12 protein-coding genes are annotated in these 15,084 nt (G+C 58.6%); 5 read left to right on the top strand and 7 right to left on the bottom strand.

Features of this window, described 5'->3' with window-relative positions; all coding sequences use genetic code 11:
- Positions 1 to 28 precede the first annotated feature (28 nt).
- Positions 29 to 271 carry a DUF441 domain-containing protein gene (locus tag G6M89_RS12460; protein ID WP_165162172.1) on the bottom strand — a complete coding sequence of 81 codons (243 nt, stop codon included), beginning with the start codon at positions 269 to 271 and terminating at the stop codon, positions 29 to 31.
- Positions 272 to 371: 100 nt separating this feature from the next.
- On the opposite strand from G6M89_RS12460, the gene G6M89_RS12455 reads away from it, so the two are divergent.
- Entirely contained in the window at positions 372 to 1,346 is a 975-nt protein-coding gene (locus G6M89_RS12455) for an endo-1,4-beta-xylanase (protein WP_165162171.1), read from the top strand.
- Positions 1,347 to 1,419: 73 nt separating this feature from the next.
- On the opposite strand, the gene G6M89_RS12450 is transcribed toward G6M89_RS12455, so the two are convergent.
- Positions 1,420 to 2,934: an endo-1,4-beta-xylanase gene (locus tag G6M89_RS12450; RefSeq protein WP_165162170.1), complete on the bottom strand. Its 1,515-nt coding sequence runs from the start codon at positions 2,932 to 2,934 to the stop codon at positions 1,420 to 1,422.
- Positions 2,935 to 2,994: 60 nt separating this feature from the next.
- The gene (locus tag G6M89_RS12445) at positions 2,995 to 4,677 is read right to left on the bottom strand and encodes an endo-1,4-beta-xylanase (protein WP_165162169.1); all 1,683 of its coding nucleotides are present in this window, start codon (positions 4,675 to 4,677) and stop codon (positions 2,995 to 2,997) included.
- A 180-nt stretch (positions 4,678 to 4,857) separates the two neighbouring features.
- Between G6M89_RS12445 and G6M89_RS12440 the strand changes: the two genes are divergently transcribed.
- Positions 4,858 to 6,936 carry an alpha-glucuronidase family glycosyl hydrolase gene (locus G6M89_RS12440; protein ID WP_165162168.1) on the top strand — a complete coding sequence of 693 codons (2,079 nt, stop codon included), beginning with the start codon at positions 4,858 to 4,860 and terminating at the stop codon, positions 6,934 to 6,936.
- A gap of 168 nt (positions 6,937 to 7,104) precedes the next feature.
- On the opposite strand, the gene G6M89_RS12435 is transcribed toward G6M89_RS12440, so the two are convergent.
- Positions 7,105 to 7,353, bottom strand: a complete 249-nt coding sequence (locus G6M89_RS12435; protein WP_165162167.1) for a hypothetical protein — start codon at positions 7,351 to 7,353, stop codon at positions 7,105 to 7,107.
- Positions 7,354 to 7,594: 241 nt separating this feature from the next.
- Between G6M89_RS12435 and G6M89_RS12430 the strand changes: the two genes are divergently transcribed.
- Positions 7,595 to 7,816, top strand: coding sequence for a hypothetical protein (locus G6M89_RS12430; RefSeq protein ID WP_165162146.1), 222 nt, complete (start codon positions 7,595 to 7,597; stop codon positions 7,814 to 7,816).
- A 65-nt stretch (positions 7,817 to 7,881) separates the two neighbouring features.
- Here G6M89_RS12430 and G6M89_RS12425 read toward each other — a convergent pair whose 3' ends face one another.
- Together G6M89_RS12425 and G6M89_RS12420 are read right to left on the bottom strand one after the other, a co-directional pair.
- Positions 7,882 to 9,051, bottom strand: coding sequence for an ABC transporter ATP-binding protein (locus G6M89_RS12425; RefSeq protein WP_165162166.1), 1,170 nt, complete (start codon positions 9,049 to 9,051; stop codon positions 7,882 to 7,884).
- Positions 9,044 to 10,108: an ABC transporter ATP-binding protein gene (locus G6M89_RS12420; protein ID WP_165162165.1), complete on the bottom strand. Its 1,065-nt coding sequence runs from the start codon at positions 10,106 to 10,108 to the stop codon at positions 9,044 to 9,046. Before G6M89_RS12420 ends, G6M89_RS12425 begins: the two co-directional genes overlap by 8 nt.
- A 289-nt stretch (positions 10,109 to 10,397) precedes the next feature.
- Here G6M89_RS12420 and gfo6 point away from each other — a divergent pair, with 289 nt between their 5' ends.
- The gene (gene gfo6, locus G6M89_RS12415; protein WP_206335554.1) at positions 10,398 to 11,477 is read left to right on the top strand and encodes a D-xylose 1-dehydrogenase Gfo6; all 1,080 of its coding nucleotides are present in this window, start codon (positions 10,398 to 10,400) and stop codon (positions 11,475 to 11,477) included.
- A gap of 150 nt (positions 11,478 to 11,627) precedes the next feature.
- Complete coding sequence (locus G6M89_RS12410) at positions 11,628 to 13,454, top strand: ABC transporter substrate-binding protein (RefSeq protein WP_165162164.1); 1,827 nt, start codon at positions 11,628 to 11,630, stop codon at positions 13,452 to 13,454.
- A 555-nt stretch (positions 13,455 to 14,009) separates the two neighbouring features.
- On the opposite strand, the gene G6M89_RS12405 is transcribed toward G6M89_RS12410, so the two are convergent.
- Positions 14,010 to 14,879: a fumarylacetoacetate hydrolase family protein gene (locus G6M89_RS12405; protein ID WP_165162163.1), complete on the bottom strand. Its 870-nt coding sequence runs from the start codon at positions 14,877 to 14,879 to the stop codon at positions 14,010 to 14,012.
- Positions 14,880 to 15,084 lie beyond the last annotated feature (205 nt).

Below are 15,084 nucleotides of genomic sequence, written 5' to 3'. Positions count from 1 at the left end.
CGAGCGGCGACGATGGCGCTTTTGCCGGTCACCGGCGGCGCTCTCGCTCTTCGAACGGATCGCGCTCGGCACCACCCATGTCCGCTTGCTCGAGGTCGCGAATGCGTCGTTTGTACTCCCAGTAGCCGCCGACTCCGAACAGCGTGCCGACGACGAGACCGGTCACCACCTCCCCACGCGTAGTGAAATACATCAATCCGATGATGCCAATGATCACGGAGATCAACATTGCCCCGCGGGCGAACTTTTTCTGTGTCGCTGTTGTGCTCATGGCAGGCCATTTGAAAAGCAACTATACAACCCTTGTGCCTGTCGGGTGGGCTCTGCCGGGACCCCTACGTTTTATGCGATCCGTTCCCTCTGTTCGCTCAATGTCAGAGCAGGCAACGCTTCGTGATGCTGCTGATGCACAGGAGTTTACTATCGGTGCGGCGCTCGACCCCAACGCGCTCCGCGTCGACCCGAGTTACTGGAAAACCGTTGCAGAGGAGTTCAACGCCGTAACACCTGAAAACGCCCTGAAGATGACGCGACTGCGCCCGTCGCGACATACCTACGACTTCAAGAACGGCGACGCTATCGTCAACTTCGGCGTCGAAAACGACATGTACGTGCGCGGGCACACGCTCGTCTGGCACAACCAGAAACCCGACTGGTTCCAGGCGTGGGACTACACGGACGAGCAACTCCGAACGTTCCTGCGAGATCACATTCATACCGTCGCCGGGCGGTATCGCGCGAAAATCGACGCCTGGGATGTCGTCAACGAGGCCGTCGACGACGACGGTTCGATGCGCCGGACGGTCTGGTCCGACGGCCTCGGTGAGGACTACATCGCCGATGCCTTCCGTTGGGCCGACGAGGTCACCGACGCCGACCTCTTCTACAACGACTACGGCGCAGACGAGATCAATGAGAAATCCGACGCGATCTACGACTTAGTCGAAGGACTGCTCGAGGATGACGTCCCAATCGACGGTGTTGGGCTCCAACTCCACGCACTGGGCGACTGGCCAGATCCAGAATCCATCGCGGAGAACATCCAGCGCTTCCAAGAGCTCGGCCTCGAGGTCCACATCACCGAGATGGATGTCGCCTTCCACGACGGCGAGGAACCCGAAAACCCACTCGAGGAACAAGCCGAATACTATCGCGAGGTCGTCGAGACCTGTCTTGATGTTGGCTGTGACAATCTCGTCACGTGGGGCGTCCACGACGGCAGTTCCTGGATCCGTGGCTTCAAGGACTTCGGCCAGCGCTACACCGGCGACCCGCTGCTGTTCGATGGCCGCTACGGCGAGAAGCCGGCCTACGACGCCGTGAAAGAAGGCCTCGAGGAGTACTAATACCGCCGATCAACAGCCGTTTTTGCAGTGTTGCTGAGAAGACTCGAAATGTGAGACGGATCGAGTATGGTGCTTACGCCGTTTCTGCGTCGCCGTCGCGAAGCCAGGCATAGCCCGCAAGCCCGGCGAGGCCGGCAAGTGCCGCACCGACGCCGAAGCCGGGGATACTGTCTTCGCCCGCCTCGTTGTCTAACTCGAGTTCGATGGTTTCGTCCTCGCCGGTAATGGTGGTCGTTGTCGAGGCGCTCTCGTCTTCATAGCTTGCGCTCAGTTCGTACTCGCCGTGGAACGCCTGCGTTTCGTAGACGCCGCTGTCGGTCTGGCCGTCTTCGTCGGTCCACCATTCGTCGAAGACGAGGTTGGTGTAGGCGTCGTAGCCGGGTTTTGGCTCCCAGTCCTCGTAGAACAGGGGGGCGTCGTCGTACCAGTGACGGCCGTCCCAGAAGCCCCACATGACGAAGTCGGTCGTCGCGGGATGGCTGAAGACCGTTTTGAGGAACATGTGGAGATAGTCGGCCTTTTCGTTGTCGTCCCACGAGCCGCCTTCGGTGTCGAACTCCGTGATTCGAACGTCCGCGTCGTAATCGGCATACAGATCGATGCCGTCCATGACCTGCTCAGAGTCCAAGGTGTTCCCCTCGCTAAAGTGACACTGTAGTCCGATTCCGTCGAGGTCGACGCCTTCCTCGCGCAGGAACTCGATCTGGTCCTGATAGAACTCCCGCGTGCCCTGGTTTGGACCGACGAGGACGTTGTAGTCGTTGACGTCGACACCGACGTCGTATTCGTCCCCGATTTCGGCCGCACGCTGGTACCACTCTGCGAGGGTTGGTCCTTCGAAGCCCCTGTTGACGCCGTCGATTGTGCGGATGAATCCCGGCTCGTTGACAGCCTCATTGACCACGTCCCACTCGGTAATGTCGTCGCCGTAGTGTTCCATGATCGTCTCGAGGTGTTCGGTTGCTCGCTCTAAGACGTGGTCGGGATCTTCCTCGGGATCAGTCACATCGCCTTCATCCCACTCCCGGCCCATCGCCGAAACCACGTCCTCTGGAACCGCAGCCGAGTCGACACTCGCCCACAGACAGGTGTGGCCGCGCAGTTCGAGATCCTGCTCGAGAATCCACTCAGTCGCCTCGTCGGCTAGGTCCTGATCATCCTCAAAAAACCGCCACTTGTGTTGGTTCTCGAGGACGGCCTTGTTGAACAACTCGGGAATGTGCTCGTGGTACTCGTCGCCGGGTTCAGTCTCCTCGAGTAGCGTGCCCGCGTTGACAGCGGTCCCGAAGCCGTACTCGTGTTCGGACATCGTGATATCGACGTCCGCGCCGTCGATCGGATCGCCGTTGCGGTCGACGACTCGCACCTCGAGGTCCGTTGTTCGATGCTCTTCGATGCGTTCGTCAGCTTCGGCTTCCCAGTCCGTTTCCTCGTCGTCGTCCTGTGTCGCGCGTACTGAATCGGTACGAGAGAGTCCAAGTGCGCTAGCAATACCGAGCCCGCTGCACGCCCCAACTGCGCCAAGAAACGGCCGGCGGAGCATGGAACGTTGCCGCGACGAATCGCCCGCTGTGGTTTCGTCACCCATTACTGGGTCGTCTCGGTTCAGCCTCCTATAACGTTTCTATATGTTAATGATAATTTTGCGTTAGGACTCGTCTTCACCACCGCGTCGAAGCGCGTAGCCGGCAAGCCCCGAAAGGGCGGCCAGTGAGGAGACGATTCCCAGGCCAGGGATGCCGTCGCCGTCGTCACCGTCGTCGCTCGCTCCCGTATCGTCACTGTCATCGGCTGGTTCGTCGGCCGAATCGTCGGCTGGCTCTGAGTCGTCCATGCCGTCCGCATCAATCTCGAGTTCGACGGTCTCGCCATCGTCGGAAAGCGTCGCGGTCGTCGTCGTTTCCGCACCGTCGTAGCTCGCGGTAATTTCGTACTCGCCTTTGAAGCCAGTCGTCGTGTAGGATCCGCCATTGGTTTCGCCGGACTCCTCAGTCCACCACTCATCGAAGACAAGGTCGGTGTAGTAGTCGTACGCCGGCTTGGGGTTCCAGTCGTGATCGAACAGCACGCCGTCTGGGTCGTGGCCCTGATCTGGCCCCCAGTGGACGCCGTCCCAGTGCCCCCACACAAGGAACGAGTCGGTGTTTGGATGGCTGAACCAGGTCTTCAAGAACGTGTGGAGGTATTCGCCTTGCTCTTCGGGATCCTCCCACTCTTCGTCCCACTCCTGGAACGTGTCGAACTCCGTCGCACGGAAGCCCGCACCGTAGTCCTCGAACTGCTCGAGGTTGTCCATAATCTCGTCCGGCTCGAGCATCTCGCTTGCAGCGAAGTGACACTGGAAGCCGATCCCGTCGAGATCAATATCACGGTCGTTGACCAGGTAGTCGATCTGGCGCTCGTACTCGTCCTGTTCGTCCTGATACCCTCCCTCGAGCGTGTTGTAGTCGTTGACCGCGATATCGACGCCATACTCATCAGCGACTTCCTGGCCCTTCTCGTACCAGTCGCCCAGAATCTCGGCCTCGAGGTGATCGACAGAGTCGTCGTCAGCGCCGTCGCCTTCGACGGCCCGAATCATATCGGGCTCGTGCAGGACCTCGTTTTTGATCTCCCACTCGGTGATGTCGTCGCCGTAGTGGCTGATGATGTCCTCGATGTGGTCCATCGACCGCTCGACGACGTACTCGGGGTCGTGGTCGGGATCGGTCGCGCCGCCGTCTTCCCACTCGACGCCCATCGCCTCAACGACGTCCGCAGGAATCGCGTGCGCATCGATGTTTCCCCACAAGGCGACGTGACCGCGGATGTCCATGTCGTGGTCGACTGCCCAGTCGACAGCGTTGTCAGCAATTTCCTGGTTATCTTCCCACTGGCCCCACTTGTGGAGATTCTCGAAGACGACCATGTTGAATAGCTCCTCGACGGTCTCTTCGTACTCCTGTTGGTCGTCTTCGTCGTACTCGCTGCCGTCCGGGGCCGTCATCGGTCCGCCCCACTCGGTCCCCTCGGTCAGGAACTCCGCGTGGATCATCGTCCCGAAATCGTACTCGTGCTCTTGCATCGCAACCTCAACCTCGGCCCCGTCGAGTTCAGCCCCATCAGCGTCGGTGACCGTCACCTCGAGGTCTGCAGTCCGGTGTTCTTCGATGCGTTCCTCAGCATCAGCTTCCCAGTCGCCGTCCTGTGCAATCGATGCGGCGCGTCCCGTATCAATAGAAAGTCCAAGCGCGCCAGCGACGCCAGCAGCACCGATCGAACCCAAAACCGGGCGTCGTCGGAAGGTAAGTGCGTCGTCGCTGTCGCTATCATCCGCGTCGTGTTTGGGCATGCTACACGTGACCTAGCGACTACCCAATTATAATGATTTTCATCCCAGTAATGCCACCCGGTAATTTGTAATCGTACTTCGATTACGTGTTACTCTCGAGTCGACGCGTGTCAACACAGTGTGGACTCAATCAGGGAACAAGGAACGTTTTTACCGCGGTCACGCTTCATCTCGAGACGAATGTTCGACACCACCTACGACGACTGTTGGCTCCAGTACGAGCCCGTCGCCGATGCCGACCTCGCCGCGTATCGCGAGCGACTCTCACACGCCTACGTCTCCGAAGGCGCACCCGAACTCGGGGCTGTTCGCGCCGAACTCCAACTCGGTCTCGAGGGCATGCTCGGCGAAGAACCACACTTCTGGCAGCATCCGCCACGATCAGTCGAGAACTTCCTTGTCATCGGCCATCCCGAGGAGATGCAACCGATTCACCAGACAATCGACCCCGACGAGGTCTGGGACCTCGCCGAGGACAGCTACGTCATCCGGACCGTCGAGTGGGAGGGCCACGAGTGTACCGTCATTACGGCCCCGAACGACGCGGGTCTCGTCTACGGAACCTTCGACCTGCTGCGACGCATCGCACTCGGCGAGCCAGTCGACGATCTCGATATCGTCTCTGAACCGGCGAACAACTCCCGGATCATCAACCACTGGGACAACCCGTTCCGTCGCTCCGTCGAACGCGGCTACGCGGGCCAGTCCATCTTCGACTGGGAGCGCCTGCCCGACACCCGACAGCGGTACTTCGACTACGCGCGCCTGCTCTCCTCCGTCGGCATCAACGGCGTCGTCCCGAACAACGTCAACACCGGCATTCCTGACCGCCCAACCGCCAACGACGCCGTCGCCGAACGCGCCGGCTGGCAGCTCTTAGAACGGAAGAACCTCGAGAAACTCGAGGCACTCGCCTCGGTCTTCCGCCGGTACGGCATCCAGATCTATCTCTCAGTCAACTACGCCGCGCCGATCCGACTGGGCGGCCTCGAGACGGCAGATCCACACGATCCCGACGTCCAACAGTGGTGGCAGGACAAGGTCGACGAAATCTACGAAATTATCCCCGATTTCGGCGGCTTCCTCGTCAAGGCCGACTCCGAGGGGCAGCCGGGTCCGTACGATTACGACCGGAGCCACGCGGAAGGCGCGAACGTTCTCGGCGAGGCCTTCGAGGGCCACAGTGGCCGCGTCTGGTGGCGTGCGTTCGTCTACTCCGAGCACGACGACCGCGCCGTCCAGGCCTACGAGGCTTTCTCCCATATTGACGGCGAGTTCCACGACAACGTCACCGTCCAGATCAAAAACGGCCCGATCGACTTCCAGCAGCGCGAGCCCATCTCGACGCTGTTCGGTGCAATGCCTGAGACCGATCTGGGCTGTGAACTCCAGATTACCGGCGAGTACACCGGCCAGGGTGTCCACCCCACCTACCACGTCCCGATGTGGAAAGAAGCCCTCGAGTTCGACACTTACGCCGACGGCGAGGGAACACCCGTCAAGGACGTGCTCGCCGAACGCGAGGGACAGGGCATCGCTGGCGTCGGTATCGTCGGCGAAGACCCCAGTTGGACCGGCAACTACCTTCTTCAGTCGAATCTCTACGGCTTCGGGCGACTCTGCTGGAACCCCGACCTCGAGACCGAGGAAATCACCGACGAGTGGGTCCGCCAGACGTTCGGCCACGACGAGGCCGTCGTCGACGCCGTCAGCGAGATTCTCCACGACTCTTGGCAGGCCTGTATCGACTACCACACCGGCGGTATCGGCCTGATGCACATGATGTACAACGGCGAGGAGAAGTTGGAGAACCACTACGACGCTGCGCCGTGGGAGTGGCCAGAGTACATCGGCGCGACCGAAGACGGCATCGGCGTCGACCGTACCTCCAAGGGCAGCGGCTACGCCGCCCAGTACCGCGACCCGATCACCGAGCGCTACGACGACCTCGAGTCCTGTCCGAAAGAACTCCTCCTCTTCTTCCACCATCTCGAGTGGGACCACGAACTCGAGGACGGGCGAACCGTCGTCCAGACGCTGTATGACAACTGCCACGCTGGCGTCGAAGCCGTTCGAGAGATGCGAACACAGTGGACGTCCATCGAAGACGCCGTCGACGAACGCCGGTCTCGCCACGTCGCCGAGCGCTTCGACGAACACGTCGTGCAGGCAGAACGCTGGTGCGAGACACTGTGTGAGTACTTCTACGAAAAGTCTGATATTCCAGACGCACACGGGCGCATCCCGAGCGACGACTAACCCGCCCGTCTGACTTCTCGGAGCGATCGTTACCGTTCTAACTCGCTCGAGTATCGGACTCGAGGTCGCTAACTATTGTGTCACCTGCTTCAGGTTCACGGAACCGAGACCGAAAGCACCGCAGCTATTGGGGTGAGCTGTAGTGATACGGTTGGAAAATGGTTGTCGTTACTCGAATCCAGAGCGGTTAATCCGCCACTGTCGGAGGTACTTGGTGCTGAACGAAAACAGCGCAATCGTCCCATAGCCGAGTGCACACAGAACCAGCATGACCGAAGCATACAGGCTCAGGAATCCAGCGACGAAGTCAGATCCAATTGCTGTGGCGCCCACCGCAGCGGCGAAAAAGACGCCTGCAGCTGGAATGAGTGCGAACAAGTACGGATGCTCGAACCGCTCCATGTAAACGTCTATCATACTTGTACTAGAGGATACCACACCATATCAATCATGCGGTCTTCCACGGCTGAAAACTGGTTGCCCGTCTCGAGTCCGATGCCGTCGTGCGATATTCGTGTTCGGCGAGTCGGAAGATCCGCTGTCTCTGTGCTCGACCATCCACAGAACAGTTCGGTTGTACCGACACTACTGAACAACAGTCCGTCTGCAGCGCGCTCCCAGATGTTTATCTATATTGAGCCAGTAGTCGCCCGTACAAATGCCGAACCCTTCCGCAAATCGACCCTCCAGTTTCGGACAACAGATCTGGATCTGGATGTTCACACTGTCGGCGACGATGTTGCTGGTACTTGGGTGGGCGTTTCTCCATCTCGAGCCCGGGACACCATCATACGTCATCAGCCAAGTCAGCGCAATCGTCCTCGGCTGTACACTCATCGGTACCGCGATCGTGCTGTATATTGGTTGGAAACCGTTCTGACCGTGTCGAACAACCACTACCGAACAAAACGATATCTGTAACTCCAATTCCAATCGGCGAGAACGTCACGACGACGCTTCGTCAGTCTGGTCCGTCGCCGATGTCTCCTCGAGTCCATCGTCAGTGAGTTCTTCGCTCTGCCAGTACTCGTGGTCCTCGAGTTCGCGGAAACACTTCGTCTGGTGGTGTTGCTCGCCGCCGCTCTCGTAGAGATCGGGGGTTTCCTGTTTACACGCTTCGCGTGCTTCAGGACAACGCGTGTGGAACCGACAGCCAGACGGCGGGTTGGTTGCGTCCGGAATGTCGATTTTGCGGACCGGCGGTGATTCACGCATCGATTCCTCGGCTCGCTCCGGATCGAGTTCCGGCGTTGCCCACTGCAGGACCTTGGTGTAGGGATGCTGTGGGTTCTGGATGATCTCTTCTGCCGTGCCGATTTCGACGAGTTCACCGAGATACATCACACCGATTTTGCCGCCCGACTTGCCCGCGAGATAGCGCGCGTTCGCGAGGTCGTGGCTGATGAAGACAAAGGAGGTGTCGAACAGATCCTGCATCTCGAGGAACAGGTCCATCACACCGATTCGAAGCGACACGTCGAGTGCGGAGACGGCCTCGTCTGCGAGGATGACTTCCGGTTCGACCAGCAGGGCACGAATCAGGGCAACACGCTGTTGTTCGCCACCGGACAGCTGGTGGACGTAGCGGTTGGCGTAGTCTTCTGGTGGGCTAATTCCCGTTCGCTCGAGCATCTGATGGATACGGCTTCGGCGCTCGGCGAAGTTGAGGTGGGGATGCCAGCGCTTGAGTGGGACCTCGAGGTTCTCGAGGACGGAGCGGTAGGGGTTGAGTGCAGCGCCCGGGTCCTGATGGATGATCTGCAGTGATCGACGGATCTCTTCGAACGTGGTGCCGTCGTCGTCACCGTCACGGACTTCCCAGATGTCGTGGCCGCGGTACTGGACGGTCCCACCGGAGGGGCGAGTCAGGCCGACCATCGTTTTGCCGAGTGTGGTCTTGCCGCTGCCACTCTCGCCGACCAGTGCGAGTACGTCGTTTTCGCCGAGATCGAGGTCGATATTGTCGACGGCTCGAACTGTGGGATCTTCTTGCAACCCGAGTTTGTCGCTGAGCCACTCGGGGGTCATCGAGTTGAGCATCGACGAGTCTTCGAAGTGCACTTGCAGGTCGCGGACCGAAACCACTGGCTCGTTGGAACTGTTGCTATTACTCATCGGAATCACCGCCAAATGCGAGTGGGACCGCTTCGTCCGCTCGTTCCCAGTAGTGACAGCGAACGTCGTGTTTGTCGTTAACTGGACTGAACTCTGGGTCGTCTACCTCACAGCGTTCGTCGCCGAGTGGACATCGTGGGTGGTACGAACAACCCTCTGGATGGCTGACTGGGTCAGGACTCTCTCCTTCGATCGGCTTCATTTCGTCGAGCGGAATCTCGAGGTTCGGTGTGGACTTCAACAGCGCCCGCGTGTATGGGTGTGCGGCGTTGCCGAGGATTTCGTTTGCCTCACCGATCTCGACGAATTCGAATGCATAGAGAACGGCCAGCCGGTCGGCGAAGCCGGAGACAATCGGCAGGTCATGACTGATGAACACCAGCGTGAGATCGTACTTGTCTTTGATGTCGTACAGCAGATTGAGAATCGACCGCTGCATCAAGAGGTCGAGCGCGGCCGTCGGCTCGTCCATGACAAGAACTTCGGGCTCGAGGATCAGACTGAGTGCGATCAGGCAGCGCTGTTTCTGGCCACCCGAGAGTTCGTGTGGGAACGACGAGAGCATCCGGTTTGGCTCGAGGTGTAAGTCTTCGAAGAGTTCTTGTGCGCGCTCGAGGCCGGGTTCGATGTCCCAGCCGTGGGCCTCGAGGGTTTCTTCGAAGTGTTCCCCGATGGACATCGTCGGGTTGAACGCGCTCATTGCGCCCTGGAACACCATCGAGATGTCTTCCCAGCGGACCTCGCGCAGTTCCCATGGGGCGAGGTTGAGGAGGTCGATTGGTTCTCGGTCTTCAGGGTAGTAGGTAATCTCGCCGGTCAAGATACCGGGATCGACGACGGCGTCGAGTAGGGCATCGGCAAACATCGATTTGCCGGACCCACTTTCGCCGACAACGCCGAGGGTCTCGCCACGCTGGATGTCCATGGTGACGTTGTTGAGAACCTTCGAGGTTCCCTTGTCCATGTCAAACCGGACATTTGCGTCTCGGACCGTAAGTACTGGATCCCCCGCTGCTCGTGCTCCTGTCTCTACCGTTCCGATTTGTTCACTTGACATCGGTTGTGTCACCTCCGTCCAACGTAGTCACTCTGTTGTCATACATGGTAAGATACCACGCAGTACTGGCACATGTCATTGGGTATCACGTTCGGGCTTTTCTCATATATATCATTCCATCCCCTGAACAGGCACGGCCGGGTGCTGCATACCGGGGCATTGATTGTTGTCGCCCGCGCGTGCGAGCGAAACGATCATCATAATTCGTCTCCGGCACACAGTATCTGGTGAGGGGCCGGGGCGCACATAACCGCACCGATTTATTATTCCATATTGTAAACACCCACGCATGGATCCGAATGCGTTCCAGACGTATCTAGATTCGTTCACACATCGAGACTGGCAGGTAGCAGATGACGGGGACGGTCCCGTCCGATTTGCACTGATCGGTCTCGGCTGGTGGACGGCCGATAAGGCGATTCCAGCCATCAACAACTCAACGTTCTGTGAAGCCACCGTCGCCGCGAGCAGCTCTAAAGAAAAGGCCGAACGGTTCGTCGACGATCACGAAACTATCGAACACGGACTGACGTACGACGAACTCCAGGATGGCGCCGCTACCGATGCCTACGATGCCGTCTACATCTGTACACCAAACGCACGCCACCAGACCTTCGTCGAAAGTGCTGTTGCCCACGAGAAAGCCATCCTCTGTGAGAAACCGATGGAAGCGACCCTCGAGGATGCCAACGCAATCGTCGATGACTGTGCCGACCTCGAGGCCCCGTCGATGATCGCCTACCGGATGCACACCGAGCCTGCTGTCCGTCGCGCTCGAGAACTCGTTCGAGAGGGCGCAATCGGTGAGCCGGTCCACGTTCACGGCAACATGTCCCAGTCAATCGTCGGCTGGGGTGAAAACCAGTGGCGACTGGACCCCGAGATGGCCGGTCGCGGTGCCAGTGTGACTGACCTCGGTATCTACCCGCTCAACACAACCCGCTTTATCCTCGAGCGCGATCCGGTTGCCGTTCAGGCGATGATGGACTCGAGTCACGAGTACTTCGGAGACGTTCCCGATGAGGTCGCCGCGTTCACTGTCATGCTCGAGGGGGGCGTCTGTATCAGTTGTACGGCAAGCCAACACTCCCAACTCGATAGTTTCTTGCGGATCGTTGGAACGGATGGGACAATTTCCATTGATCCAGCATTCCACTCCGAAAGCGAGTTGGAACTGACGCGCGCGAATACCACCGTCCGCATTGACACGCCACAGGTCGATCAGATGGAAGAAGAGTTCGACTATTTCGCCGATTGCGTCCTCGATGGACGCGAGCCGGAAGCCACGCCAGAACACGGCTACGTAGACATGCAAGCAATCGAGGCAGTGTACGACGCGGCGGAGCGTGAGGAGACCATTACCCTGTGAATCGTAACAGCTATACCTCTCAGGTCAGTACCATGTTGTCGTGACACATGATCTGCAGTATAGTCCGTCCTGTCGCTCGAGCGTGGGCTCAGCTATCGGTCGAATCACTTCCCGGAACATTTATAATGCATAATACTACATATTAGTCCGATGCCAGCAAACAATCACCGCAAGGAATATCTGTCACGCAGAAAGCTATTGGCCCTTTCGGGGGCAACCGGTGCAGCAGCACTCGCAGGCTGTTTCGGTGGCGACGACGACGACGCTAGCGACATTATTCCCGGTCAGGAACTCGACACTGTTGAGGTTGACTACAACGAAAACTACGAAGACGAGTGGGACGAAGCTGTTCCCGCGGGTGACGTCAACCCGTACAACGACCAGTACCTCTTTAACCCGTACACTCCCGCCTGGGACTCGGGCGACGGTGGCCAGGAGTTCACCAACGAGTATCTCTCCGTCTACAACACCGAAACTGGTGAGTTCGTTGAACGTATTGCCGACGGCTGGGATATCGACGACGATCTGACCACCACGATTGATATCAGCGACGAGTACGGCTGGTCCAACGGCGACGACATTACGGCTCACGACTTCGAGACCGAGATGCGCCTTGCTGCCTACATGGAGATGGGCATGCAGGACTTCGTCGACCCTGACGAAGGCATCTATGCCGAGGACGACTACACGCTCGTTATCGAGCCTCGCGACGAGTACACTGACCTCGAAGAAGAGCTCTGGATGAACAACTGGGCAGAGACGATCCTGCAGGTCAACGACGAACAGTACGGCACCTACATCGAACAGTTCGAAGAGGCAGAAGACGAAGACGAAATGCAGAGCATTCGTGAGGACGTGCTCAACTTCGAACCAAGCTGGGACGAGGCACTGTTCTCCGGCCCGTTCGTGTTCGTCGAAGCCAACGAACAGTACGCCGACCAGGTTCCAAACCCAGAGCACCCAATCGCACAGGACTGGGAGTTCTACCTCCGCTACGGTGTCTACACGGACGAAGAAGGTGCCCAGGCCGGCGAAGTCGACTGGGTCCACAACGACCCAACCATCGAAGACCTGCCAGACATTTACGACGAACCGCCGGTGTCGTTCTCTGGTCAGTCGTTCGCGATTATCTTCGGAATCGAAGACGAGTACATCCGCGAGTACCCAGAAGTGCGTCAGGCAATCGCCTACGCCATCGACATGGAGAACCTCGTTGAGGTCGCCGCACCCGGTACCCCGGTTGACGAGTACTCGACCGGTATCGACTACGGCTACGTCGAGAACTTCGTCCACGAGGACGTTCTCGATGCGATGCCAAACTACGCGCCACAAGACACCGACATGGCAGCTGAACTGCTTGAGGATGTCGGGTTCGAGAACGATGGTGACGAGTGGCTCACCCCTGACGGCGACACCTGGACGCTTAACTTCCCAGTCGGTGACTGGTTCGAAACCCACTCAGAGGTCATGTCCAACAACCTCGCCGAGTTCGGTATCGACATGGACTACTACGTCGAGGAATTCCCAACCTGGGAATCCGAGACCGACGCCAACCTCGACTACGACCTGACCGTCCACCTAAACTACGGGATGGCGCGTGACTACCACCCATACGCTGACCTCGATGAAGAGTTCAACAACCCAGACCGTGGACTGTTCACCGAGCGAACCGGCATCGTCGACGAAGAAGTCGAAGTGCCTGAAGTTGGCAACCCAGACGGTGACATGGTCACGTTCAACATCGAAGAGGAACTCGAGGCCATCGCAACTGCAGCCGACGAAGACGAACTCATGGAGCACTCGTCGAACCTCGCATGGGTCCACAACCAGCTCCTTCCCGGTGTGACCGTCTTCCCATGGAGTGAGCACTACTTCGTCAACGCTGAGGACTGGGACTTCGACCTCGAGACTGACGACTGGCTGACCTCGAACCGTATCGCTCACTACCTGGTCGAGAACGGACTGCAGCCAGAATAAGCGGCCCACCACCCGATCGATCATAGGTATCTCAGTGGCGGCCGGATTCGAACCATCTTTTCGCGTCGCCCTGTTTTCACACTCCGCCAGTGACGACACTGGATACTGTGTCTCGAGTCTGAAACCATCAGTATCGATTTCTGGCTGCCGAGGCCATCGCTGAAGCCTGAGTCTACCATCGACCACTACCACTGGCAAATAATACCGGAACGATCTGATTGATAATGGCCGAGGCGCACCCATAGGATGGGTCGTCTCAGTCGTCAACCATAGAGAGTCTTTCCCGAGTCAGACTGCGTCGATGGCGTCGTTTGCTGGGGGAGCAGCCGACGGCCCCGTAGCGGAGGGCAATCGTCGCGTCGAAACCCGACGCAACAGTGATAACACTGACAGGCACTGACCAACCGCGTCAGTTGTTACGACTGTACCTCGATCGTAAGCTCACAGCTCTCCGCCTATCTGTTCAGAAACGTAAATACTGGCGAGCGACTCGCACGCTTTTATATAATAGTCGCACACGCACGTCCGCAGATCCCAATCCCCCACGTCTCGAGCCTAGACTTCGACGACGGTGTTCGTGAGCGTCCCGATATCCTCGAGTCCGATTTCAATGACGTCGCCTTCCTCGAGCGTGAACTCCTCGTCGGGGACAAGCGAGGTCCCAGTCAGCAAGACTGCGACGTCGGGAATCGCATTGTGTGCTGTATAGCACTCAACGAGTTCCTCGACCGACCGGACCATCTTGCCCGTGTTTGTCGAGTCGTCATACAGGACCTCGCCGTCGCGACTGATCGTCATCCACATCTCGAGGTCGTGTGGATCGTCGATCGAGTCCGCCGACGTGACACATGGGCCGATCGAACAACACTTGTCGTAGACTTTTGCCTGCGGGAGATAGAGCGGATTGCGACCTTCAATCGAGCGACTGCTCATGTCGTTTCCGACGGTGTAGCCGACGATTTCGCCGTCCGAGAGGACGACACCAAGCTCTGGCTCTGGGACATCCCATTCTGAGTCAGCGCGGATCCCGACTGCCTCATCGGGATCGACGGTTCGCTCTGGAGTAGCCTTAAAGAAGACCTCCGGCCGGTCGCTCTCGTAGACGTCAATATACATATCCGGCGTATCGCTCTCAGCCTGTCGGGCCTCTTCGCTGATACGGTAGGTGACACCGGCCGCCCAGATCTCACTCGAGACTGGTGTTGCGAGTGCGTCGCTCTCAACAACGTCTGAATCGAGGGGTGTTGCATCCTCGAGGAGGCCGTCGGCGACAGCATCAATTGACCGATCAGTGATATCGGCTGCACAGAAGAGATCCTCGAGCGTCTGGAGACGATCTTTTGCGGCTGTCAGATCGTACAATCCGTCAGTTGTCTGCACTGCGAGGCGGGGAGTCCCGTCCTCGCGTAACTGGTAATAACGCATGTCGCTACTACTTTTCTGCTCGTTCATATTAGCTCTGGTGCTCATCGGTGTTACACTATCGAACAACTGCACAGATTCACCGTTGATCACCGATCAATCTGCCGGGCAGATGTGTACTGACTTACAGCGACGACCAGAGTGGTGGAATTCGGCCGTAAACGCGTGACTGCCATCCCGATTGCCGCAAGCACGGCAGGCTCTCAGT

It is taken from the genome of Natronolimnobius sp. AArcel1 (assembly GCF_011043775.1).
Lineage (GTDB): Archaea > Halobacteriota > Halobacteria > Halobacteriales > Natrialbaceae > Natronolimnobius.
This window is presented reverse-complemented; position numbering and strand designations above follow the sequence as displayed.